This window comes from Ruegeria sp. C10, assembly GCF_056537805.1.
Map to the genome: position 1 here is coordinate 165,716 of NZ_JBQFSC010000001.1, position 25,778 is coordinate 191,493.

Annotated in this window: 16 protein-coding genes and 1 pseudogene; 12 read left to right on the forward strand and 5 right to left on the reverse strand. The window is 56.3% G+C overall.

The features are described 5' to 3' along the window. Positions 1-8 precede the first annotated feature (8 nt). Together ACR0DE_RS00845 and ACR0DE_RS00850 are read right to left on the reverse strand one after the other, a co-directional pair. Positions 9-623 (reverse strand): glutathione S-transferase family protein, encoded by a 615-nt coding sequence (locus ACR0DE_RS00845; RefSeq protein ID WP_170394586.1) that lies wholly within the window; start codon positions 621-623, stop codon positions 9-11. Between the two features lie 10 nt (positions 624-633). Further along, positions 634-1,284 (reverse strand): histidine phosphatase family protein, encoded by a 651-nt coding sequence (locus tag ACR0DE_RS00850; protein WP_170513888.1) that lies wholly within the window; start codon positions 1,282-1,284, stop codon positions 634-636. 129 nt (positions 1,285-1,413) lie between these two features. Here ACR0DE_RS00850 and ACR0DE_RS00855 point away from each other — a divergent pair, with 129 nt between their 5' ends. From ACR0DE_RS00855 to ACR0DE_RS00885, 7 genes are all read left to right on the forward strand, one after another. After that, complete coding sequence (locus tag ACR0DE_RS00855; protein WP_170664254.1) at positions 1,414-2,601, forward strand: Zn-dependent hydrolase; 1,188 nt, start codon at positions 1,414-1,416, stop codon at positions 2,599-2,601. 291 nt (positions 2,602-2,892) lie between these two features. After that, positions 2,893-3,990: a glycine cleavage system aminomethyltransferase GcvT gene (gene gcvT, locus ACR0DE_RS00860; protein ID WP_480439042.1), complete on the forward strand. Its 1,098-nt coding sequence runs from the start codon at positions 2,893-2,895 to the stop codon at positions 3,988-3,990. 17 nt (positions 3,991-4,007) lie between these two features. Beyond that, positions 4,008-4,373, forward strand: a complete 366-nt coding sequence (gcvH, locus tag ACR0DE_RS00865; protein WP_170393732.1) for a glycine cleavage system protein GcvH — start codon at positions 4,008-4,010, stop codon at positions 4,371-4,373. 111 nt (positions 4,374-4,484) lie between these two features. Then, complete coding sequence (gene gcvP, locus ACR0DE_RS00870; RefSeq protein WP_170596853.1) at positions 4,485-7,340, forward strand: aminomethyl-transferring glycine dehydrogenase; 2,856 nt, start codon at positions 4,485-4,487, stop codon at positions 7,338-7,340. A gap of 96 nt (positions 7,341-7,436) precedes the next feature. Beyond that, positions 7,437-8,432, forward strand: a complete 996-nt coding sequence (locus tag ACR0DE_RS00875; protein WP_480751147.1) for a helix-turn-helix domain-containing protein — start codon at positions 7,437-7,439, stop codon at positions 8,430-8,432. A gap of 317 nt (positions 8,433-8,749) precedes the next feature. Next, a complete protein-coding gene (locus ACR0DE_RS00880; protein WP_170801809.1) occupies positions 8,750-9,766 on the forward strand; it encodes a GlxA family transcriptional regulator in 1,017 nt (338 codons plus the stop codon). A gap of 108 nt (positions 9,767-9,874) precedes the next feature. Further along, the gene (locus ACR0DE_RS00885; RefSeq protein WP_480751149.1) at positions 9,875-11,023 is read left to right on the forward strand and encodes an amidohydrolase; all 1,149 of its coding nucleotides are present in this window, start codon (positions 9,875-9,877) and stop codon (positions 11,021-11,023) included. A gap of 89 nt (positions 11,024-11,112) precedes the next feature. Here the strand turns inward: ACR0DE_RS00885 and ACR0DE_RS00890 are convergent, their stop codons facing one another. Further along, complete coding sequence (locus ACR0DE_RS00890; RefSeq protein WP_480751151.1) at positions 11,113-13,092, reverse strand: bifunctional 2',3'-cyclic-nucleotide 2'-phosphodiesterase/3'-nucleotidase; 1,980 nt, start codon at positions 13,090-13,092, stop codon at positions 11,113-11,115. Between the two features lie 240 nt (positions 13,093-13,332). Then, a pseudogene (locus ACR0DE_RS00895) lies at positions 13,333-13,458 on the reverse strand (IS5/IS1182 family transposase); the annotation flags it as partial. Positions 13,459-13,813: 355 nt separating this feature from the next. Here ACR0DE_RS00895 and ACR0DE_RS00900 point away from each other — a divergent pair. From ACR0DE_RS00900 to ACR0DE_RS00910, 3 genes are all read left to right on the forward strand, one after another. Next, the gene (locus ACR0DE_RS00900) at positions 13,814-15,145 is read left to right on the forward strand and encodes a nucleotide sugar dehydrogenase (RefSeq protein ID WP_480751153.1); all 1,332 of its coding nucleotides are present in this window, start codon (positions 13,814-13,816) and stop codon (positions 15,143-15,145) included. 360 nt (positions 15,146-15,505) lie between these two features. Continuing rightward, the gene (locus ACR0DE_RS00905; protein WP_170394562.1) at positions 15,506-17,245 is read left to right on the forward strand and encodes a type I secretion system permease/ATPase; all 1,740 of its coding nucleotides are present in this window, start codon (positions 15,506-15,508) and stop codon (positions 17,243-17,245) included. Then, complete coding sequence (locus ACR0DE_RS00910) at positions 17,245-18,552, forward strand: HlyD family type I secretion periplasmic adaptor subunit (RefSeq protein WP_480751155.1); 1,308 nt, start codon at positions 17,245-17,247, stop codon at positions 18,550-18,552. Before ACR0DE_RS00905 ends, ACR0DE_RS00910 begins: the two co-directional genes overlap by 1 nt. Before the next feature lie 20 nt (positions 18,553-18,572). On the opposite strand, the gene ACR0DE_RS00915 is transcribed toward ACR0DE_RS00910, so the two are convergent. Further along, on the reverse strand, positions 18,573-20,486 hold the full coding sequence (locus tag ACR0DE_RS00915; RefSeq protein WP_480751157.1) for a M10 family metallopeptidase C-terminal domain-containing protein: 1,914 nt from the start codon (positions 20,484-20,486) through the stop codon (positions 18,573-18,575). Positions 20,487-20,835: 349 nt separating this feature from the next. Between ACR0DE_RS00915 and ACR0DE_RS00920 the strand changes: the two genes are divergently transcribed. Together ACR0DE_RS00920 and ACR0DE_RS00925 are read left to right on the forward strand one after the other, a co-directional pair. Beyond that, positions 20,836-24,690 carry an Ig-like domain-containing protein gene (locus tag ACR0DE_RS00920; RefSeq protein ID WP_480751159.1) on the forward strand — a complete coding sequence of 1,285 codons (3,855 nt, stop codon included), beginning with the start codon at positions 20,836-20,838 and terminating at the stop codon, positions 24,688-24,690. Between the two features lie 64 nt (positions 24,691-24,754). After that, a complete protein-coding gene (locus ACR0DE_RS00925; protein WP_480751162.1) occupies positions 24,755-25,561 on the forward strand; it encodes a SapC family protein in 807 nt (268 codons plus the stop codon). The last annotated feature ends 217 nt before the right edge of the window (positions 25,562-25,778 follow it).

Sequence of the window (25,778 nt, forward strand, 5' to 3'; positions counted from 1 at the left end):
TCCTTTTGTCAGAGCATACCGGCAGTGCGTACCGCCTGTACCGAGGGACGCGCCTCCATCGCTTCGCGGAAGGCGATGATCTTTGGAAAGGCCGAGACGTCAACACCGTCGCCCTCCAGCCAGCTGCAAACCACGTACAGGTACGCGTCGGCCAGCGAGAACGCCTCGCCCAAAACAAACGGCCCACGCAACCCGTTCGACGAGATATATGCGCAGGACTCAGTCATGTTTTGCGCGACTTTGTCCTTCATGTCTTTCCAGCTGGATTTCTTGTCTGCCCAACGGGGCCCGCGCATCTTGTGGGCATGGTTCACATGCATGGTCGAGGCGAGATAAAACATCGCCTCTCGCATCCGCGCCGCCATAACCGGATCTGATGGCACCAATCCCGCCTCGGGCGCTTTAGCGGCAATGTATTCCAGCAACGCTCCGGTTTCGGTCAAAATGCCGCCATCCACAACCAGTGCCGGGACCCGACCTTTTGGATTGATCTGCTTATAGGCGGGTTTGGTTTGCTCACCTCCGGCAAAGTCCAGTTGGATGGCCTCATACTCAAGTCCGGCCTCTGCCAGCGCAATTGCCACGGCGACCGAGATTGTGCGGGGGGCATAATAAAGTTGCATTGTAGCCTCCTTACAGATGGGTCTGCGCGAACTGACGGTCTGGCGCTTCCAGATGGGGCACTGCGTTGAACAGAACCGGACTTAGCTGCGCGCCAATCGGGTGCAGACGATGCATCGACGTGTTCATGATGGCAAGCGCCACCCGCGCCATTGATGGGATATCCAAGCCCATCGCCTGCCGCACCACCATCGAGATCAGCCCGCCCGAGGTCACGACAATTGCCGGACCGCCTTCGGTACCTATCTCTCGCAGAGCGTCGCGAACGCGAGTCTCGAACTCTTCAAAGGATTCCGGCGTATCTTCGATCTCGCCCCGGGACCAGGCGGCAAAGGTGCGGGGCAAGTGCTCGACAAAGCCTTCGCGGTCGGTTGGTATTTCAACCCCGTGCTGCTGTTGGAACAACTGGGCAAGGGTGAAATACTCGATCTCATTCAGCCGCGCATCCCGAGTTGGCTGCGGCAGCCCCATGCTGGCCGCAGTTTCCACGTGCCGGTTGAGTGTGCCGCAATAAACTCGAGGGTAATGCAGGCGGGTATCGCGCAAATGCGCGCCCAGCCAACGGGCCTGTTGGTGACCCAGTTCGCTCAGCCGGTCATAGCTCAGCTCATCCCGTGCGGTTGTGTTGGCCTGCCCGTGGCGCACTAATGTGATATGTGACATGATGATCCCTCTTGCGTTGACGTCTTAGGGCAGGTTCGGGGCCGGGACCAGAGGGCTTTCACGCGGGCCCGAAAAAACTCCTATATCAGGCGAAGTTTACCGCTATGGTCACCCCGACAAGGAGGACCCATGGCTGTCGATCACACACGGTTTCTGACCGATCTACACACGCTGCGTTCATTCGGGGCTTCGGGCGTCGGCAAGGGCGTCGTCCGCCCCGCCTATTCCAAAGCTGATATCGCCGCGCGCCAGTGGCTCGTCGGGCGCATGACCGAGGCTGGCCTGACTCCGCATGTCGACCCGGTTGGAAACCTGTTCGGGTTGGCTGATGGACCCTCGCTGCTGATGGGCTCGCATTCCGACAGCCAGCCCGAGGGCGGTTGGCTGGACGGAGCCCTGGGCGTTATTGCGGCACTGGAAATCGCGCGTTCTAGTGATCGACCCATCTCGGTCGTCAGTTTTCAGGACGAAGAGGGGCGGTTCGGCGTCACCACCGGATCGGCGGTCTGGTCAGGTGGATTATCTTTGGAACAGGCGGACGTGCTGACTGATGGCTCAGGCGTCACCTTTGGCAGCGCGCGGGCTGAAATGGCAAAGAAGTCGCAAGGCTTTGTTGATCCTGCTCGGTTCAGCGGTTTCATCGAAATGCACATCGAACAGGGCCCGGCACTGGATGCAGCCGGTGAACAGATCGGCGTTGTCACCGATATCGTCGGCATCCGCGATATGGCCATCACCTTCCAAGGCCAGCAAAACCACGCCGGAACCACGCCAATGCATTTGCGACGTGATGCGTTTCAGGCCCTGTCGCTGTTTAACGCGCGTCTCAACGACCGGTTCCGTAATGTGGTCACGCCGCAAACCGTCTGGACCATCGGGCGTGTTGATGTTCACCCCAATGCGTCCTCTATCGTGCCGGGACGGGTGCGGTTTTCGATGCAATGGCGCGACGGCGATCCTGAGCGTCTGGTGCGTATGGAAGACATCATTCGCGCGACCGCACAGCAGATTGCCGAAGAGCAGGGCGTAACACTAACCTACGGCCCGATGCTGGGGTTAGAGCCCGTCAGCATGGACCCGGTTTTGCGCGGTGCGCTGGAAAGCGGCGCGCAGGCCATTGCGCCTGGGCGTTGGCGCAATATGCCATCCGGAGCGCTCCACGATGCCACCAATGTCTCGCGCCTGATGCCGGTTGCGATGCTCTTTGTCCCGTCGATTGACGGAATCAGCCACGATTTTGCCGAAGACACAGCCGAAGAGGATTTGGTTGCGGGTCTCAGGGTGCTTGATCGCGCAGTTCATTCCCTTGAGGAATGAAGGTAAGTTGAAGACCATTTCATGATTTTCCACGCGAAACCAGGTTACTATCGGGGATGTCCACCAGCTATGGGCGGGTGCTCGGCACAGTTTTACTGACTCCGAACAAGGAGTGTTGCCTAACGGAAAAAAGTTTCCTATAGGAACATTATTGATGCATGCACCCGTATACTGTTCTGCCGTGATCGAGGCGATCTGCTGAAATCCTGGGCTGAATCGTTGCAATCTGTGCAGCTTGGGTCAGACTGACAGGAACGTTTCTGGGTAACTGATACAAAGCAGGTGGCCACCATGACTTCATCCTTAAAACGCACTCCCTTGCACGCTTTGCATGTTGAGTTGGGAGGTAAGTTGGTTGATTTTGCGGGTTGGGAGATGCCTGTTCAGTATCCTTTGGGGATTATGGGGGAGCATAAGCAGTGTCGTGAGAAGGCGGCGGTGTTTGATGTGTCTCATATGGGTCAGGTGATTTTGCGGGGCGAGAATGTGGGTGAGAAGCTGGAAGCGCTTTGCCCGCAGGCCTATGCGACGCTGAAGGAAGGCAAGGCGCGGTACGGGTTCTTTACGAACGCAGAAGGCGGGATCATGGATGACCTGATCGTGTCGAATGCGGGCGATCATTACTTTGTGGTGGTGAACGCGGCGCTGCGGCATCAGGACATTCCGCATATGCGTGAGCACCTTGAAGGCGTTGAAGTGATCGAGATTTTCGACCGCGCGCTGGTGGCGGTTCAGGGCCCTGCGGCGGAAAACGTTGTGGGCGAACTGTGCCCCGCCGCGCGGGATCTAAAGTTCATGGAAACCACGGTTGCCGATATCAACGGTGTTGAGTGCCGTATCTCGCGGCTGGGCTATACCGGCGAGGATGGCTACGAGATCTCGATCCCCGAGGACAAGGCGATCGAGATCACCAAGGCGTTTCTGGCGCATGAGGATTGCGAGCCGGCCGGTCTGGGCGCGCGCGACAGCCTGCGGCTGGAGGCAGGTCTGTGCCTTTATGGCAATGACATCGACCAGAGCACCTCGCCGGTCGAGGCCTCGCTGGGCTGGGCGATGCAAAAGCGCCGCAAGGAAGAGGGCGGTTTCCCGGGCGCGGCCCGCGTGCAAAAGGAACTGGCCGAAGGTCCCGCGCGCAAGCTGGTGGGCATCAAGCCCGAAGGCCGTGCGCCTGCGCGTCAGGGTGTGGAAGTGCGGTGCCTTGAGGGCAACAGCATCGGTCAGATCACCTCGGGCGTGTTTGGCCCCACGGTGGGTGGACCGGTGGCGATGGGCTATGTGAGCAAAGGCCATGGCGAGCCGGGCGAGAAGGTGAACCTGATCATCCGGGGCAAGCCGCAACCGGCTGAGATCGTGGCGCTGCCCTTCGTCAAACAGAATTACAAGCGTTGAAGTCAGGAGAGAGAGACATGGCAACCTATTATTCCGAAGAGCATGAATGGCTGAGCGTTGACGGCGACACCGCCACGCTGGGCATCACCAAACACGCCGCCGAGCAATTGGGTGACGTGGTGTTCGTGGAACAGCAGGAAGCAGGCGACGAGTTCGAAAAAGGCGGCGAGATCGGCGTGATTGAATCCGTCAAGGCGGCGTCCGAGCTTTACGCACCGGTCGACGGCGAGATCACCGAGGTGAACGAGGCACTGGCCGACAATCCCGGCGCGCTGAACGAAGACCCCGAAGGCGAGGCCTGGATCTACAAGATCAAGATCGCGGACGCCTCGCAGCTCGAAGACCTGATGGACGAGGCCGGCTACAAGGCCTTCATCGGTTAACTCAGGCGGCGGGTCCGTGCGCGGCCCCGCCCCTTCATCTGTTTCCAAATACTTCCGCCGGAGGCTCCTGCCGTCTCCGCCGGGCCTGACCTATCCTTGAGGAGCGCACACATGGCCTTCAAACTGACCGATTACGAAGCCTATGACTTCGCCAACCGCCGCCATATCGGGCCCAGCCCGACCGAGATGCGCGACATGCTCAAGGTGATCGGCTTCAAGACGCTGGACGAGCTGATCGACGCCACCGTCCCGCCCGCGATCCGGCAGAAAGAGCCGCTGGACTGGGGTCCGGCGATGACCGAGCGCGATGCGCTCTTTCACATGAAAGAGGTGGCGAGCAAGAACAAGGTTCTGACCTCGCTGATCGGTCAGGGCTATTATGGCACCACCACGCCGGCGCCGATCCTGCGCAACATTCTGGAAAACCCGGCCTGGTACACGGCCTACACGCCTTATCAGCCCGAGATCAGCCAGGGCCGACTTGAGGCGCTGTTGAACTTCCAGACCATGGTCAGCGACCTGACCGGGCTGGACGTGGCCAACGCGTCCTTGCTGGACGAAGCGACTGCTGCGGCGGAAGCCATGGCGATGGCCAAGCGCGGTGGCCGGTCCAAGGCCAACAACGCGGCCTTCTTTGTCGACAAGAACTGCCACCCGCAGACCATCGCGGTGATCAAAACGCGCGCCGAGCCTCTGGGCATCGAGGTGCAGGTGGCCGATCCGGACACGCTGGATGCGGGCGCGGTCTTTGGCGCCATCTTCCAGTACCCCGGCACCCATGGCCATGTGCGCGACTTCACCGCCGAGATTGCGGCCCTGCATGAACACAAGGCGATTGCCATCGTCGCCGCCGATATCCTGTCGCTGGCGCTGCTGAAGTCGCCCGGTGAGATGGGCGCGGATATCGCCATCGGCTCGACCCAGCGCTTTGGTGTGCCGATGGGCTATGGTGGCCCGCACGCCGCGTATATGGCGACCACCGACAAGCTGAAGCGCTCGATGCCGGGCCGGATCATCGGTGTCAGCATCGACAGCCGGGGCAACAAGGCTTACCGCCTGGCGCTGCAGACCCGCGAACAGCACATCCGGCGTGAGAAAGCCAACTCGAACGTCTGTACTGCGCAGGCGCTGCTGGCGGTGATTGCCTCGATGTATGCCGTGTATCACGGCCCCGACGGCATCAAGGCCATCGCGCAATCGGTGCACCGCAAGACCTCGCGTTTGGCCGCCGGTCTGGAAGAGGCAGGCTTTGCTGTGGAGCCGGAAGTGTTCTTCGACACGATCACGGTTGAGGTTGGCCATCTGCAGAAAACGGTCATGGAGGCCGCTGTGGCCCGGGGCGTCAACCTGCGTAAGGTCGGCGACACGAAAGTGGGCATCAGCCTGGACGAACAGACCCGGCCCGAGACCATCGAGGCGGTCTGGGGGGCCTTCGGCATCGACCGCAAGGATGACAGCTCGAACGTGGCCTATCGCCTGCCGGATTACGCGCTGCGCGAAAGCGAGTACCTGACCCACCCGATCTTCCACAAGAACCGGGCCGAGGCCGAGATCACGCGCTACATGCGCCGTCTGGCCGACCGCGACCTGGCGCTGGACCGGGCGATGATCCCGCTGGGCTCGTGCACCATGAAGCTGAACGCCACGATCGAGATGATCCCGGTCACCTGGCCCGAGTTCGGCAACCTGCACCCGTTCTGCCCCGAAGATCAGGCGCAGGGCTATCACGAGATGATCGACGATCTGAACGACAAGCTGTGCCAGATCACCGGCTATGACGCGATCAGCCAGCAGCCCAACTCGGGCGCGCAGGGTGAGTACGCAGGCCTCTTGACCATCCGCAACTATCACTTCGCCCGCGGCGAAGGGCAGCGGAACGTCTGCCTGATCCCGACCTCGGCCCATGGCACCAACCCGGCCTCGGCGCAGATGGTCGGCTGGCAGGTTGTGCCTGTGCAGGCGGATGAGAATGGCAACATTGATCTGAATGATTTCCGCGCCAAGGCTGAAAAGCACTCCGATCATCTGGCCGCCTGCATGATCACCTACCCCTCGACCCATGGCGTGTTCGAGACCACCGTGCAGGAGGTCTGCCAGATCACCCATGATCACGGCGGTCAGGTCTATATCGACGGGGCCAACATGAACGCCATGGTCGGCCTGTCGCGTCCCGGAGACATCGGCGGTGACGTCAGCCACCTGAACCTGCACAAGACCTTCTGCATCCCCCATGGCGGCGGTGGCCCCGGCATGGGTCCGATCGGCGTCAAGGCGCATCTGACCGAGCATCTGCCCGGCCACCCGGAATACGGCACTGCCGTGGGTCCGGTCTCGGCGGCGCCCTTTGGGTCTCCGTCCATCCTGCCGGTTAGCTGGGCCTATGTGCTGCTTATGGGCGGCGCGGGTCTGACGCAGGCGACCAAGGTGGCGATCCTGAACGCCAACTACATCGCGGCGCGGCTCAAGGATGCCTACCCGATCCTCTACACCTCGGAAACGGGTCGCGTGGCGCATGAATGCATCCTCGACACCCGCCCGCTGGACGAGGCGGCCCATGTCAGCGTCGATGACATTGCCAAACGTCTGGTGGACAGCGGCTTCCACGCACCCACCATGTCCTGGCCGGTGGCCGGCACCCTGATGGTCGAGCCCACGGAATCGGAACCCATGGACGAGCTGGACCGCTTCTGCGACGCCATGCTGTCCATCCGCTCCGAGGCACAGGACATCATCGACGGCAAGATCGACGCGGAAAACAACCCGCTGAAAAACGCCCCCCACACGGTGCGCGATCTGGTCGGCGATTGGGACCGCCCCTACACCCGTGAACAGGCCTGCTTCCCCCCAGGCTCCATGGGCGTCGACAAATACTGGTCCCCCGTCAACCGCGTCGACAATGCATACGGCGACAGAAACCTCATCTGCACATGCCCGCCAATGACCGAATACATGGACGCAGCTGAATAAACCTCAATCAATAAACCCCCGCCAACTGGCGGGGGTTTCAATCCGAGTTCGGGAACGATTGCTCGCGGCCGAAGCGCTAAAGAAGGTGGAGGAGAAATGAAGCATTATGTCCCTGCAAATGACCATGCGCATTTGACCGAAACCACGTTGGCAAGACCTAAACGAGATCATTATATCGAGATCATTCTTTGCGAGGCCGAAGCGGAAGCATCGGCAGATATGCTGGTTGATTTCTATCGTGCCCTGAATGAACTGAACGAAGGCCATACATACATTACAAATATCCGCACCATTGCCGACGGCGCGGCGGGCGGACCCTTGCACTGGGCCGGGCGAACCGCGATTTTCTGGGGGGACATCTACAAAAGCTGGCCTCTGACACCGTCGGACAAAACCTGGATCGCCCAAGTATTGAACCTGTCCTACCGATCAATTCTCGTTGGCGGTGCAGCGTTTCTTCTCGCCCAGACTAGTCGCGCAACCAAGCGGATTGCATCGGTTCACCCCAATTTTTCTGCCGCAGCGCAAGAGGTTGGCCTGATCGACGTCGGTTCGGGTACATATTGGTCCTCAGATAGCCGCACCCATAGCGCATCAACCAGATTGGGCACGTTGCGTTTGTTGTCCGATTTTGTTGCCTTTGATCACGGCGAGCATCTGGCCGAGTCAGTACGCAGCTATATCGGGTTGGCCGACAGGCAAACTACATGCGCAAGCCAACTGGCAGCTCGATTGATCAGACGTTCAAAAGCCGACCCAATGGTGCGACAGGTTGTTGAAAAGATGCAGAACAATCTGGAGGATCCGCTTAGGATACCGGAACTTGCGATGGCGCTTGGTACATCAACGCGCCAGTTACAGCGGCGGTTTCTGGACAGAACGGGTGTAAAACTGCTGACGACGTATCGGGAACTTCGCCTAGAACGGGCCTGTGGCCTGCTTCAATTTACCGAGATGACTTATCTTGAAGTGGCGACCGCTACGGGCTTTTCTTCCACAAGTGCATTGGTGCGTGCGTTCCGGGATCACTATGATGCATCGCCCGAAAGTGTACGAAATCGGCGATTTGCAGGCAAAACTCAGGCTGTTTAGCTTGATCGTGTGAATCGACAGCGCAGTCGAATGCGGTTGATACCACACTGGGCCTGAACTTTTGGCATTCACCATTCATGAGGTTGACGACAGATACGATTGTTAGTCCAGTTAACAATGCTTTGCCACCGGCCCAAATATTGGCCCGGCTAAATCCTCAGTTGCCGTCTTTCAGACAAGCTCGCAGCTACGCGCTGGCCAATTGTTGTCGTAGGACCTCTCGCTTGAGATCTGCGAAGTTGATACGCTGGTGTTTCGATCGATACGATATTGTACGGGCCGGTTATCCATCCAGGTCCGCACTGGGAAAAGAGACCATGAAACCTAGGAATTTCGTTCCGAAAGGTGCCGCGACGTTCGACATCGATTATGACGGATCATCCAACGAGATCTATTTTCTGTTGCTGCCGAAACTCACCATGCTTGCCTTTAGCGCAGCGGTTGAACCGCTGAGGATCGCCAATCAGGTCACCAACAAAGAGCTCTACAAGTGGTTTCTGATCTCTGAGGATGGGAACCCTGTTCGATGCTCCAATGGAGTCGAAATAGCAGCTGACTTGGCTCTGCATAATTTACCGCGATCATCCAGATTGTTTGTGTGTTCAGGGATCGAACCATCGGAAAGCATTAATTCAACGATCCTTTCGTGGATCAGCCGTCAGAAAGCGTTTGGCTGCAAGCTTGGTGGAATTTGTACCGGCGCATTTACGCTGGCCAAGGCAGGCATGCTGACCGGCAAGAGGTTCACACTGCATTGGGAAAACCAACCCGCCTTTGTTGAACACTTCGAACACCTGACACCATCGGCTAACCTGTATGAGATTGACAATGATCTGATGACCTGCGGTGGAGGTAACGCGGCAACCGACATGGTACTGGACATGATTGAAACCGACTTCGGAAAGGATCTGGCCATCATCGTCTCGGACATGTGCATCCACTCACGATCCAACAATCAAAAAACGCTCCAGAAATCCGCGTTTTCTGTCGCGTTGGGCAGTCGGAACCAATACCTGATCAACGCCATCCAGATCATGCATGAGAATCTGGAAGAGCCTCTGGATATCTCTGAGATCGCCAATATCGTTCAGATTTCTCGCCGACAGTTGGAGCGGCTGTTTCAAAAGTATGTCGAGGTTTCCCCGGTACAATTCTACATCGAGTTGCGTGTGGCGCGCGCCTACGCGTTGCTAAGCGAAACAGAAATGACCGTTGCTGAAATTGCGGCCGCCACGGGTTTTGGCAGCGCGACCCAACTGACAGTTCGGTTCAAGAAACGATACGGCGCAGCGCCGACTTCATTCAGGCGAGGCTGGTCGGGACAGAACGATTGAGAGATGCCGTGCCGGTGGACCCGTCTGCCATCGTACTCTACCAATCAGGGCTAGAGTCCGAGTTCGCCTCGCTCGGATAGCACCTGTAATCTGGGAACATTAACCGCCATGGAATTGAACCAACCCGAACTGCGCCAACTTAGGCGGTCATTCCACAGACACCCCGAATTGGGCTTCAATGAAACGAAAACCAAAGCCAAAGTTGCGGCGCTGCTGCGTCAATACGGGCTTGAAGTTCATGAAGGCGTGGGCGTGGTGGGTATCCTCAGGGCCGGTCAAGGCAACCGCGCGATCGGATTACGCGCAGATATGGACGCACTGCCCATTCAGGAAGCCAGCGATCATGATTACGTGTCACAAAATCCCGGCATTATGCACGCCTGTGGCCATGATGGTCACATGACGATGCTGTTGGGCGCAGCAAAGACTTTGTCCTCGGATCCCGGTTTCAGCGGCACGGTGGTGTTCCTGTTTCAACCGAATGAAGAGCTTGGCCTTGGGGCTAAAGCAATGCTGGACGAGAATGTCTTGACGCGATTTCCAATCGAAGAAGTCTACGCCATACATAACCTGCCTGGGGCACCCGTCGGGCAGATGTCGACCCGAACCGGTTTAATATGCACATCGGAAAGCCTTTTCGAAATTACGATCAATGGGCAAGGCGGCCATGCGTCCATGCCGCAGTCTGGACGTGATGCGCTAACCGTGGGGGCAGAAATCGTTCTGGCGCTTCAGACAATTGTCGCACGCAAGCTGGCCCCGGGCGCCGGGGCGGTTGTGTCAGTGACCGAATTTCTGACCGACGGGCAGCGCAACGTTCTACCTGGAACGGCAACGCTAAAGGGTGATGCGCGGGCTCGCAGCCCTGAAGATCGAAACAAGATCGAAGAACACATGCGCAAGATTGCACATGGCATCGCATCCGCCCATGGCGTCGAAGTCCAAGTGGATTTCAAAACCGAATTCATCGAAACAGTCAACGCACCGATCCCGACCGAGGCTGCCATCCGCGTCGCGCAGCTATCCGGGCTGGACACACTTCCCAATCGTCAACCGATGAGCTTTTCAGAGGATTTCGCGCATTTTTGCAAAGCCGTACCCGGCTGCTTTATCCTATTGGGCAACGGTGAATCCGGCTCCAACGGTCAACCGCTGCATTCGAACGACTACGATTTCAACGATGCGTTACTGCCGATCGGCGCGGAATTCTGGGCAAATCTCGTGCGCGATAGGCTTCCGCTTCAAGACGAAGACTGAACGGGGCCCAGCAACATAGCACCTTCGAACGGCCGTCAGATGAATGATCTAGGACGGCCGCTCACACTATAATTTGGACCTTACCCTTGCTAGAGCCTGATGCGGAATGCCGCAAACCCATCAGCGCCTTCACCGGCGTCCTCGATGGTGACGCCTTTGACTTCGCCCATGTAGTCGCGCGCTTTTGGACCAGTTTCAAACAACACGGTGGTGTCAGAAAGCGGCGCAAACGACCAGTTTGCATCGGCCTTGGGATCGATTGTTCCTTGCTCGACGATATACCGCACGATCACGTCGCGGTTGGTGTCAGGGGCTTCGAACACGACGGTATCACCCATTGCGCCCGGGAAAGAGCCGCCGCCCGAAGCACGATAGTTGTTGGTGGCAATGATGAACTCCATGTCATCCGTGACCGCCTCACCGTTGAAGGCCAAATCTACGATACGGGCTGCATCCGGGTTGATCTCTTCCCCCTTGGGTCCAAAGCGCGACGGTTGCGATAAGTCGATCTGGTAGGTCACACCGTCCATCACGTCGAAATTGTAAGACGGGAAGTCCGGGTTTAGCAAAATCGCATCCTCGGATCCCGCCTCGATCTGGTTGAACATACCCGCCGAGCGTTCCAACCAACCCCGAACCTGTGCACCGTTCACCCGCACCGCGCGCACGGTATTGGGATACAGGTAAAGATCAGCCACGTTTTTGATCGCAACATCGCCCACCGGAACATCTGTGTAATAGTCCGGGCCGCCGCGACCCCCGGCCTTGAACGGCGCTGCAGCCGATAGAATGGGCAGATCCTCATGTTCGGTGCCCTTCATCATCTCTTCGACGTACCATTTCTGCGCGATCGAGACGATTTGCACCGATGGGTCATCCGCAACTAACGCGAAGTAGCTGTGCAGCGGAGCCGAAGTCTTGCCGACCGCACGGCGTACATAGGCCAGTGTTTCGTCATGGTCTTTCGCGACCGAGTCCAGCACCTTCTGATCGTCGCCAACAAGTGCTGTGATTGAACGATCTTCGTTGCGCTTTGAAATCGGGCGCGCCTCAGACGTTGTCGTCACAACCCGCCATTCGTTCCCGTCGCGCTCAAGCAGCAGGTCCAGCAGGCCAAGATGTGACCCCCAAAATCCGCCCATGACCGCCGGTTTGCCCATCAAGGTCCCCTTGTCGACATCAATGCCGGGACGATCAGCAAAGGTAGCGGACGGGAATACGAGGTGATTGTGCCCGGTCACCAGCGCGTCGATGCCATCGACCCCTGCCAAAACGACTGAAGCATTTTCCATTCCATCAGCGTGATCCGCATCCCCAATGCCGGAATGCGACAGGGCGATGACCAGGTCGCAACCCTGCTCTTGCATCTCGGGGACGTAAGCCTGCGCAGTTTCGACAATGTCACGCGCCTGCACGTTGCCTTCCAGATGCTTGCGATCCCAGTTCATGATCTGCGGTGGAGTAAATCCGATGACACCAACCTTGATCGGATGCTTGCTGCCATCCCCCATTTCAATCTCACGCTCAAGGATGGCATAGGGCTTCACCAGAGTCGTATCATCGCGGGGGGACGCCCCAGTCTCTTTTGCAACATTGGCCAGAACCACGGGGAATTCTGCACCAGCAAGCGCTTTTTCAAGGAAATCTAGGCCATAGTTGAACTCGTGATTGCCCAAAGTGGCAGCGTCATAACCAACAGTATTGAAGGCAGTGATGATCGGATGGCTGTCGCCTTCTTTCATGCCACGCTCATAGGCGATGTAATCGCCCATCGGATTGCCTTGCAGAAAATCTCCATTATCGACGAGCAGCGAATTTGTCGCCTCGGAACGGATCTCATTAATGATCGAAGCGGTCCGCGACAGCCCGACAGTATCGCGCGGTTTGTCCGCATAGTAATCGTATGGGAACACGTGAACATGGATGTCAGTGGTTTCCATGATCCTCAGATGCGCCTGATTGTTGGCCGCCGCCGCCGAAAAGGGATGCAAGGTGATGGCAGCAGCGCTGGCGGTCGTAGTGGCAAGAAACTGACGGCGCGAAATCAAACTACGATTGGAATAGGACATAAGGCACCTCTCAGGTTTGTGGATCGACGCGTGTTCTGGATGCTTTTCACAACAAGGGTATGACAGTGAAGATCTTTGCAACAAACATGTCGAACTTGGGGGTAGGATCCTAAAAGCCTATTGTATTGAATTGCACAGTCCAAGCCACTTTACGCACCAAAGGCGATTGCAGCGAACTGCCCCCATCGTCAGGCCTTCCAACCGATGGATGGCGGTTTCCGCGAGAGCGCTAGCTGAGAGTCAGACCCCCGAACAGCGGTCAAAGAGCGTCGCAACGCGCATTAGACCCTTGAGTCTATCGGATATGATCTTGATGCGGTTTTGCCGTTTATACCGGCGCTTGTCATATTTGACCGGGGTCTTGCGCGGACCATAATCGGCATGAGCGGCACGTCAGCGCATATCATTGTGAATGAAAAAGACTATTTCTCTCAATACACACCTATCGTCGAACCGGGGCTTTCTAGGCGACTTCGGGATGAAGGGTCTAGGCGTGCTAACTGCGCGTCAGCCAGCCGATGAACTAAATCATGATTTCAGTTCAATTTTCCAATCGGGAAAAAAGTGAAAGCTGCAAGTCAATGGCTTCCGAACTTGACGAAGTTACAATGGCCAAAACTGTTTGCAAAGCAAATACCCATTGCCTTTTCCACCAAAGCAACTAGTAGAGACGCGACTTCGTATTCGGGCCCCCTCTGACTTTCCTGCGCAGACTTAGATAATGAGCGATTTTGTCATGACACAGACATCACTGGACAACCTGCTACACAAACTTAATGCGAAGCAGGCTGTGATCGGGATTGTTGGACTGGGATATGTCGGTCAACCCCTGGCCCTCAGATATACCGAAATTGGATACCGGGTCATTGGCTTCGATCTGGATGCCACAAAGGTGCAGGACTTAAACTCCGGTCACAGTTCGATTGAGCATATCGACGATGCCCGCATCACAGCGGCACGGGAAAATGGGTTCGAAGCTACCACGGATTTTTCGCGTATCGCTGAGGCGGATGGCATTATGCTTTGCGTGCCAACGCCACTCAACAAATATCGCGAGCCAGATCTGAGCTTTGTCACCGACACGTGCGATCAGATAGCAGATCATTTGCGTCCGGGTCAGGTTATTGCGCTGGAAAGCACAACTTATCCAGGCACAACCAAAGAAGAAGTTTTGCCTCGGCTTGAGAAGAACGGCCTCAAGGTCGGCGAGGATATTTTTGCGGTCTACTCACCTGAACGGGAAGACCCAGCCAACCCGGATTTTACCACCAATACCATCCCAAAGGTTGTCGGCGGGCATACAGGCGCCTGCCTGAAAGCGGGTATCGCGCTTTATGAACACGCAATTGATAAACTCGTACCAGTAAGCTCGACTGAAACTGCCGAGATGACAAAGCTTCTGGAAAATATCCACCGGGCGGTAAACATTGGCCTCGTGAACGAGATGAAAATCGTTGCTGACCGCATGGGGATCGATATTTTTGAGGTTATCGACGCGGCCGCGACCAAACCCTTCGGGTTTACGCCTTACTATCCGGGTCCGGGACTTGGAGGGCACTGCATCCCTATCGATCCATTTTACCTGACCTGGAAAGCACGTGAATACGGCATCAACACACGCTTCATCGAATTGGCCGGTGAAGTGAACACGGCGATGCCGGAATATGTGTTTGGCAAACTCGCCAATGCGCTGAATGATCGCAGCAAAGCGATTCGTGGCAGTAAAATCATGGTTTTGGGCATCGCGTACAAAAAAAATGTCGACGACATGCGAGAGAGCCCTTCTGTCACCTTGATGGAGCTGATCCGAGACAATGGAGGAGACCTCAGCTACTCGGACCCCCATGTGCCCGAATTTCCCACGATGCGGGAACACTTCTTTGAATTGTCATCTGAAACCCTTACCCCTGAGGTTCTGTCGGAGCAGGATGCAGTTATTCTGGCGACCAATCACGATGCCTTTGATTATGAGTTGATCAAAAATCACGCGAAGCTCCTCATCGACACCCGCGGTAAATACCGTACCTCTGAGCAAAATATTGTTCGTGCTTAAATGAAACTGCGACCGGCTCTGCGTAGCTGAGCCGGAACATCTGGCGGATGGTACTTAGGAACGGCTGTCGCTCGTATGATCGCTTACGCGGGACCAAAACTCTGAATGGTTTGACGGTGTCCTAAGCGCTGGATGAATGCGCTGAGTATTGGACCCGCAAGGCAAAAATGTCGGCACTTTCCTGCCATTCCAATCAATTCATAGGTACGAACACCGCCTAAACAACTGGCGGCGCATGAAACGCGCGTTGTTCCGGTGCAGGTAGGCAGATATAGTTGCGGGAAATGTCAGGCCGCCTTCGGGTACAGGAAGATTGGCTGTTGACGAGTTCCAATTGTGAGCAATCAAGGGCCAAAACGCGTGAGCTTGAAAAACCGCAACACCCCGCCTCAGCGTCATGAGCTGCGAAAGGTTCGTAATCAGGGGAACAGTTTCCTGGCGCTTGCCTTCATTTTCAGCGTTTTTGTCAATCTGCTTATGCTGACCGGACCGCTGTTCATGCTGCAAGTGTATGATCGGGTCCTTGGGTCGCGCTCGGTCGAGACTTTATCAGCGCTTTTTTTGCTTGTCGCGTTGCTTTATGCGCTTATGGCGATGTTGGACTATGCGCGCGGCCGAATTGTGGCTCGGTTCGGAGCGCGATTTCAATCAGCACTCGATGAACGCGTGTTTGAAGGGACCATGCGACGCGCATTGTTCCCACAGGTTCGATCAGCACCTGCGACTGCATTGCGAGATCTGGAATCGATCCGTGCATTATGTGCCTCGCCCGTTTTGTTGGCGGTAATGGACATCCCTTGGACTCCAATCTTTGTGGCTGCAATTTTCCTGTTCCACCCGTTGCTAGGCTGGTTGGCCGTCGCAGGCGGAACGCTTCTGGTTGTTATCGCCCTACTAAACCAAGCGTTGACCCATCGCAAAGTGGCAGATGCTCAAATCGCCTCTGCCAAAGCAAATGCATTTTCTGAACACGCCAGACAAGCTGCCGAGGTCGTCAGATCTCAGGGCATGCAGGAAGATGTCTCAAAACGCTGGTTGAACCAACGCACCGAGGCGCTTTCTCAATCCATATCCGCAAGCGACTGGACCGGCAGCTTTACTTCGTTGACTAAGTCTCTGCGGCTGTTTTTGCAATCCGCCATGCTGGCGCTTGGCGCGTTGCTGGTTCTGCGCAACGAAATGACGCCCGGTGCTATGATTGCTGGCACGATCCTTCTAGGTCGCGCTTTGGCTCCGGTCGAAATGGCGGTGGGTCAATGGTCGATGATCGAACGCGCGCGCACGGCATGGATTAACCTGAACACATTTCTTGATTCAACGCCCCCCGAGGCGTCGCGCACCAAACTACCCGTTCCCAAAGCACATCTTGTCGCAAAGGGCCTGACGGTGATCCCTCCGGGCGCGAAGACACCGACACTACGGAATGCGGCACTTGAGTTGCGCCCCGGCACAGCTCTGGGTGTGATTGGTAAAAGTGGGTCTGGCAAAACGACCCTAGCCAAAGCGTTGTTGGGCCTTTGGCAACCGGCGGCAGGGGAAATCCGCTTGGCCGGCGCTACACTTGATCAATACGACCCTGATGATCTTGGGCAACATATTGGCTATTTGCCCCAGCAAGTGACCCTCTTTAACGGAACGGTTGCTGAAAACATCGCCCGGATGTCACAAACCCCTGATCCTGAAGCGGTAGTTGCCGCAGCGAAAACAGCCAATGCACATGAACTGATTCTGGGACTTGAGAAAGGATACGATACCTTCCTTGAGGGCAATGACAGCCAGCTTTCCGGTGGGCAGAAACAGCGGATTGCATTAGCGCGCGCTCTCTATGGTAATCCGGTATTGTTGATTCTGGATGAGCCAAACTCGGCCCTGGATGCAGACGGAACCCTCGCCCTGAACAACGCGGTCCGCGAGCTCAAGAGCGCGGGCAAATCCACGATCATCATGACGCACCGGCCTCAGGCGATCTCGGAATGCGACGATCTTGTCGTTGTCGAGAAGGGCCAAATCGTCAAATCCGGTGGGCGCGATGAAGTTTTGAACACGATGGTCCAAAACGCCAACGTTATCAAAAGGCACCTGAACAAGGTGGGTGAATAATGCCAGACAAGAGTTCACGTCCCGTTTGGAGTATTAAAGCGCCCGCTTTTGTCGGACTTTTGGCTCTGGCAGTTTTGATCCTGGGACTGGGATTATGGAGCGTCCGCACTGAGCTGGCCGGTGCTATTATCTCGCAAGGTGTGATCGAAGTTCAGAGCAATCGTCAGGTCATCGAACACCCCGATGGTGGCGTTGTAGGCGAGATATTCGTTCGTGACGGTGACGCAGTGGCGCGTGGGGACATGATGCTGCGGCTTGACGATACGTTTTTGGCCTCGGAACAAACGATCGTGGAATCTCAGCTATTTGAGTTACTTGCCCGAAAGACCCGGCTAGAGGCTGAACGGGATGGTGCGAACGCAGATACGTTAAAGCAAAATCTGCAAGAGCTCAAAGCCCGCGAATCGATCGACGACGATCTGTTGGAAGGCCAACAACGTCTGTTCAACGCCAGGTTGGAAACGCTGACCCAGCAGATCGACCAGCTTGGGAAACAGAAGATACAGATCCAGAACGAGATTGAGGGGACGCAGGCGCAATTGGCGTCACTGAATACTCAGGTTGAATTGATCAGAACGGAGCTCGAAGATCAGCAAGGTTTGCTTGATCGCGGCCTGACGCAGGCCAGCCGCGTTTCTGCATTGCAGCGGGAAGAGGCAAATCTAACAGGGCAAATTGGCAGCCTCGAATCCACAGTTGCGCGACTGACAGGCCAGATCGCTACGACCGAAATTCAAATTGTTGAATTGCAGGCCACGCGGCGCGAAGAAGCCATCACCGAGCTTCGGGATGTGCAGTCTCGCGTTGTAGAACTGGCAGAACGTCGTCTTTCCCTTTCCGAGCGTTTGTCGCGTCTAGACATCCGTGCACCCGTCGCTGGCACAGTTTACGACAGTCAGGTTTTTGCCATCCAGTCTGTGATCCAGCCGGGTGAGCCGATGATGTATGTAGTGCCGCAGGATACGCCCTTGTTGGTCGCAGCACGGGTGGATGCGTTGCATGTGGATCAGTTACATCGCGGACAGGAAGTCGCCCTGCGCTTTCCCGCATTCAATCAACGCGACACGCCCGAGCTGAATGGCCGTGTGATCAATGTCTCAGCAGATTCATTCACAGATGAGACAAGCGGCTTTACCTTCTACCGTGCTGAAGTTGTGCCTGACGAAGGACAACTGGACCGTTTGAATGGCCAGGAACTGTTGCCGGGTATGCCTGTCGAAGCCATGATCAAAACTGATGAACGCACTCCGCTTTCTTACCTGGTCAAACCATTGGCAGATTACTTCTACCGCGCGTTTCGAGAATAGCACCGGTCACGCAGTCTCATTCAAACTGCCTCGATATTGCCAAGCAGTATTGAGGTCATGTCGACCGACAGATCACTATCAACAATAGTGACCTCTGCTCCGGTTTCGTAGGTGACGTTGCTGCGTGAAATTCCGGATAGATCCGCATTTGCATCCAGAAAAACCCACTCAGCGTTGTGCGCAGAAGGCTGGCCAACCGCAACCTGAAGAATTGCCAGTGCATCCAACGCGTTTACCGATCCATCTCGGGTGATATCGGCCGCGATGTAATTTTCGGCCGTTGCCGGACCCCATGTCGGATCAAGTCCAACCGACATGCGCAAAACCTGCAATGAGTCCAGCGCTGTTATCTCGCTGCTTGCCGTTGAATACGATTTAATGATGTCCAATTGGCCGGGAAACGCGCCGTCTGGTAGATCCAGATCAAATTCACCTTGTGCATTTGCCTGAGCAACAATTGCAGACCCTCCGTCTGGGGTGAACCGGATTTCAGCATTTCCCAACGCTGCGTTTGGAGTCGTCGAATTCAGCGTGAACCCACCAGCTACCCCGTCTGATGAGTTGTTATCCGGCCCGCTACCCAGATTGACAGGAATATGATCAGGACCACCAAATCCAGCGCCGAATACCTGCTCAGTTGTCAGGGACGTGCCATTAGCTGAAACAAGTTCTATCGTTTCGTCGCGATAAGCGATTTGGGCGCCTCGAGCGGTGGAAGTGAAATCCAACTGCGCTGGGGTGCGCAGAAAAGGATAATCGGTCAGATCCAAACGATCGGTGCCGGCCTGAAAGTCCGTGATCACAGTCGGGCCACTTGTTTGACGGATCACAAAGATGTCCGCGCCAGCACCACCCGTCATGGTCGTGGAACTAGTGCCCGTAATCAGCATATCGTCCCCTGCTCCGCCGTCCAGAATAGTGTCCAGTACACCGCCTTTTAGCATGTCGTCCTGCGCGGTACCGGTTACTGTACCGAAGCCTTCGACAACAATTCCAAGGTCGGCAATCGATACGCTCAACTGAGTGAGCCCTGCATCCTGTTGAGATGATACAAATATCTGCAGCTCATCCCCCATATGCGCAACGCTGATCGTTTGGACATTTTGCAATCCACTGTCCAGGGTATCAGCAAAACTATCCATATGGATGAGCTGCCCGTCCGGCGTCATTGTAAACAGCGTGATCCCATCATCCCCGCCCCCAGCCACCACGAAAACCCGACCATCAACCTCAAGGACTGAAAGATCCTGTACGGCCCCAAACCGGGTATGCAGGGTGTCCAGAATATGATCCGTCGGTTTTAACTGCCCGCTGGCGCCCAATTCCATAACGCTTAGCGAATTGCTTTGCGATCCGGCCACAACAATCCATGACTTTCCATAGGCTTGAATTGCCTCAACCGCCGTAGGAGAACTGATGCCCAGCGTTTGGATATCGTCATTACCGGCAACCTCAGAGAACACGCCGCTGCCTTGATCGATCGAATATGACGAGATTGTTCCACTGGTTGCATCTGCGCCGACTATGAAATGATTCGACCCCGATTGCAGGGTCTGAAGCGTACTGGCAGACGCGTTGATGCTATGCGCCGGGCTCAGCGATCCATCACCATTAATACTGTAGGTGCCGATCTGGCCTGTGTCCTCATGCGCAAGCGCAAGCAAGTCGCCAGCCCCAATCGTCACCTGAACCGCTGCAGCGATATCCCCGCCGCCCGTCAAGGCATTGGTTTCTTGCAAGGCACCGATAGTGCCATCCGCGTTTAGTTGATAACCCACAAGCCCTGTGGCAGTATCGACGTCGAGGACCAGTTGATCATTGCCCGCCAGATGAATCGGGGTTCCGCTGTGCCCGACCTGATGGGCAATCGAGGCATCGAAATATTGTTGGTCCTGTTCTTGTGGGCCAGCCCCCTCCACAAGGCGCCAAGACACGAGCCCTCCCCCGGATCCGCTCGTGCTGTAAAGATACGTTTCCCCGTTAAACGTTTTTAAAGCCGTATCGCCGATACCTGAATCGAGCGCTGCGGTCCCCGTTGCCACCACTCTTTCGAACTGAAGCATCATCGCCCGTTACCCCCTGCCACCCCTGGCAACACATACAGGATGAAACGATGTTCGGTTCTGAACCAGAACAGAAATGTGGTGAAAACAAGGACTTCAGTTCCAGATTAACTCAAATTTTTCGCAGCGGTCGAATGGCTCAGAAGATCAAACCACAGACCAGATCGGCCGAAAACAGCATATCACGCAACGACCAGCGTCCATCTAATGAGAGGGCAAAATGACCAAAGATACCGTTTCGACCAATAAATCGACCACGGACGCCGGGCCCGATGCGCAACGTACGCGCCATATCCGCAAATGGTTCGACAAAAAACTTCAGCGATGGGTAGGACGCGGGGTTGCTGGCGGCCTTGGCTCGACACTATTCGCATTACCAGCTCTTGCGCAGGCCACCAATGAACAGCTTGCGTCTCATCAGTTTGCTGAGTCAATTCCGGGCGTTCGGGTGGCAAAGCTGCTTTCGAATGGCGACGTGCAGCTGAAACTGACAGATGGGCGGACGATTGTTGTCTCTGCCGAGAACGTACAGATTCTGGAAAACGGCACCATAATGGTTGCAGATGAAGTCGTCGGCGAAATTGCACAATTAGGTCTAGCCGCAGAGGCCGCAGGTGCGACCGCAGCGACCGCAGGTGGCGTAAGCGGTGCCGGGCTGGCCTTGGGCGGGTTGGGAATAGCCGGTGCTGCAGCTGCCGGTGGCGGAGGCGGCGGCGGTGGAGACAGCGACGATGAAACTGATGCCGAACCCACCGTTACCCCCTCACCTCCTCGACCGCCCAGCCTGAACCTGGCTGAGCTGCAATCAAACGCATTGAGCAATCTCAGCAGCCAAACAACAGCGCCGGATGGAACAACGACTGTCGAAGTTACCATCGGATCGGTGACAAAATCAGTCACTCCTGCAGGCGACGGAAGCTGGAGCGTTTCACTGACGCAGGCCGAGGCAGCGGCCCTGCCTCAGGGGATCTCGGATGTTTCCGTGCGCCATCTGGATGGTAGCGGGATGGAGCTATCGGCTGAAACCGCAAGGTTCGACGTTGATACCATTCCGCCGGTCCTGACCATCGATACATTCTCGGCGGGTGCGGTAATGAATGCTGCAGAACAAGGTACAAATCTCGAAATCTCTGGCACAACGGATGCCGAGAATGGGCAGACCGTAACGGTAGCGATTGGTGGGCAATCCTATAGTGGCACCGTTTCGGACGGCGGCTGGAGCGTTTCGGTGCCCGCTTCAGATCTTACCACGCTGCCAGACGGGTCAAGCGTCACGGTGACGGCTGATGTATCGGATCGCGCAGGGAACCCAGCAGCTCAGGCCAATGGAAGTTTTGACACTGATCTGACCGCGCCTGATCTGACACTAAACCCAGTGGGTGGCGGTTCAATAGATCTGGCCGATGTCGTTGGGGATCTTGTCTTGTCGGGCACGACCACAGCTGAAAACGGCCAGGTGGTCAATGTATCTTTCGACGGTCAGGATTACACGGGTTCTGTATCGGGCGGCAGTTGGTCAGTGACGATCCCGAATGCCGATTTGTCTGGTTTGGCAACCGGTGTGCCCGCATCCGTTTCAGTTGCCGTCAGCGACACAGCCGGCAATTCGGCAACACCGATATCGGTATCCGTTCCGGTCGATCTTACGGGCCCATCAATTGCAATCACTCCCTTGTCGGTCGGGGCTATCCTGAATGCGGTCGAAACCGGATCTGACCTGGTCGTAAGCGGGACAACAGGGAACGTAACCGACGGGCAGCAGGTAACAGTAGCCCTTGATGGGCAGACTTATACCGACTCGGTCTCGGGCGGCAGTTGGAGTGTGACAATCCCCAGCGCCGATCTCATTGCGCTTGCCGATGGCGGAGACTTCAATATCACAGGCGACGTGACGGACGCCGACGGCCTTGTCGCCCCGCAAGCCAGCGTCAACTTATCCAAAGATGTCACCGCCCCAACTCTGAGTATCGACAGTTTTTCGGACGGAGCGGTTTTGAATGCTGCGGAACGTGGTACGGACTTGACCATTACGGGCACTACATCCGCCGAAGATGGTCAGACAATCACCGTAAATCTGAACGGCCAATCCTACACAGGACAGGCCTCAACCGGGGGGTGGTCGGTGAGTGTCCCCTCGGCGGATTTGGCGGCGCTACCCGATGGGGCTACGATCAGCGTGACAGCGGATGTATCGGATGCCGCCGGCAATCTGGCGATACAGGCGACCAACAGCTTCGACACGGACTTCTCCGCCCCGTCGCTCGCCATATCATCACTGTCAGATGGAGCGGTAGTCAACCTGACCGAGCAAGCAACGGATCTGGTGGTCTCGGGAACTTCTGATGCGGCCAATGGTACGCAAGTTTCGGTACAGATCGTCCAGTCCGGAGGTGCGGTTCTGACCGGCGGAATCGCCATAGTAAACGGTGGCATCTGGACATTCACAGCTGCGGCCGCAGACTTGAGCGGCCTGCAGGACGGGCAAAGGTATGACGTGAACGCCTCAATCACGGATGCGGCTGGCAACACGAATGCTGCGACGACCAGTTTCACCACCGACCTCAGCGCACCAACAATTGCATTGAACCCGCTTTCGGTTGGATCGGTTCTGGATATCGTTGAACAGGGAACAGACCTCAATGTGTCGGGGACAACAAATGCCGAGGACGGGCAGATTGTAACGATTAGCCTTAATAACCAGACCTACAGTGCGGTGGTTTCTGGTGGCTTGTGGAGCACAAGCATTCCTTCGGCGGATTTGGCCAGTTTGGCCGATGGAGGCAATTTTGCGGTCACGGCATCGGTTCAAGACGCCGCAGGAAACCCGACAACCGATGCGACAACCATGTTGGCCACGGATTTCAAACCTATCCTCTACATCGATGATGTGGGTGCCAATAGTGCCGTGTCGCTGAGCGATGTACAAAACACTGGAATGACCGTATCAGGCAGTTCCGCAGGCCTGTCAGCCGGACAAGCGGTCGATGTTACACTTAACTCGGTCTCGCTTGGTTCGGCGACGGTTGCGGCCGATGGGAGCTGGACCCTGTCCGCGCCTGCCGCAAGCTTTGCCTCGATTGAAGCGGGAGACGCCCTCGATTTCGCGGCACAGGCGACAGTCGCAGGCGGCCCCGATCCTGATCCGGTGTCCGAACAGGCAATTGCTCATGTTCCGGCGGCCTACACCATCGTTGAAGCCAGTCGCAGCGGAACGACAGTGACGTTCGAGGTCTACGCAGATTCCGATCGCGATATCTCAAGCGGTCTGGCCTTTACCGCCGAGCTGGGGTTCGATCCTTCGGTGGCGACCTACGATAGCGGCTCCGAGACAGAAAACCCTGACTTCAATCTCTTTCTGGCTAACCCGAATGGAGGTTCCGCAATCAGTTTCGCGGGCGCGGCCACGAGCTATGGGGACTTATCGCAGCCTGTGGTGACATTTACCATGACAGTTCCGGACGCGAACCAACCCATCGTCTTGACGTTGACCACTCCAGACGGAGGGCCATCACAGCACCATCTCGGCACCAGTGGGAATGATACCATTACGGGCTCGGATGTTGATGATGTCATCCGCGGCAACCAAGGCGACGACACCATAGATGTGTCCGGGGCGGGTCGAGACGTCATCGTTTTCGAAGCTGACCCATCTTCAAATGGCATTGATACGATCAATGGTTTCACACTGGGCCCAGCAGCCAGCGTTTCTGACGCCTTGATGTTCCAGGGGTTGAATACCACATCGCTTCGCGGCGACGGGACCGGTGTGGAGACCTTGGTGGCCGGCGGCACAATTGGTGCCAACACCGGGTTCGTCGGGCTGGAGACCACGCTTTCGGACCTTGATCTGGATACAATCACTAGCGCAGCCGAAAACCTGAATGGTGCTCAATCAGGTGATGAGATGTATCTGCTGGCAACGGACGGCACTGACAGCATTCTGGTGAAGGTTGACTACTCTGGCCTAGATTCGGCGTCGGTCGAAGCGCTTGCACAGTTCGATGGCCTTTCCGATCTGAGCAGTTTGTCCGACGACAACATCCTGATCACTGACCCAACTGGCGCTTCAGCCTAAACGGCGCTCGTAGCTTGGGGCGATGCACAAATGTAGCCTCGCCTCTTCAGAACAAGAGGATCACATGGCAGAGAACGGCCTTTTCCCAGTCAGCCTTGTACGGCACAGGAATCGATTCTGGCGCCGGTTCACATCATACCAATTTGTTGCAGAGATGGACGCCTGTCCCATCGTCATCTCAGAAGTTCCGGAAATTGCCACATCTTTTCCGATTGTGTTCCTGTCAAACCAAACAGGTTTTTCTCCCGTCGCACTATTCTCAGTCATCCCGGAAATGGCACCGCCCTTCGTCGACCAAAACGGTCGCTGGCTTGCGCCTTATGTGCCCTCAGCGTTGCGTTGCTTTCCATTCCACGCAGAAGCTATGAAAAAGGGCGACTCTCGGTCACGTCTGTTTGTCGACGAGGATTCAGGGTTGGTAACACATGACCCGAAGGACCAACCATTTTTTACAGTGGACGGACTTTTGACGCAGGATCTCTGCCGTGTGCGCCGCTTTCTGCAAAATCGCCTGGCCTCGGCAAACAAAACTGACCAAGTCTGCTCTTTGATCGCTGAAATGGGTCTGCTTGTACCACTGGGCGAACAGAATGGCATCACTTTGACCGAGGGTTACTGGGGCGTCGATCCAATTCTGCTGGAACGATTGCCCGAGTCTAATAAATTGGCCCTGCTTTCCAGCGGCGCGCTACGGTTGATTCACGCTCATCAAGTATCCCTGTCGCATTGCGTTTGGCTGTCCAGTGCACAGAGCCAATCAGGCACGAGGAGTTCAGAACAAAACGACACCTTTGGCGGATTCATGACTGCACTTGCTGAAGAAGTTCGGCACGGACAATGCAAGGAGGGCGCGATCCATGCAACGGGTTAAGTTCGGGCTTGGAATCCTTGGCATAACAGCGGGGTTGCTGTCAGTTTCAGCCTGCACCTCAACGCCCAACCTAGCCGATGTCGAGACATCTTTAACGCGAGGAACGACCGGAGCAAGCGCAACAGCACGATCAAAACAACTTTCAAAGAACGCTTTTAACCAACAAGTGCGACAGGCTGTTCAGAGCAGTTCGATTGTGGCACGAAGTGGGTCCAAA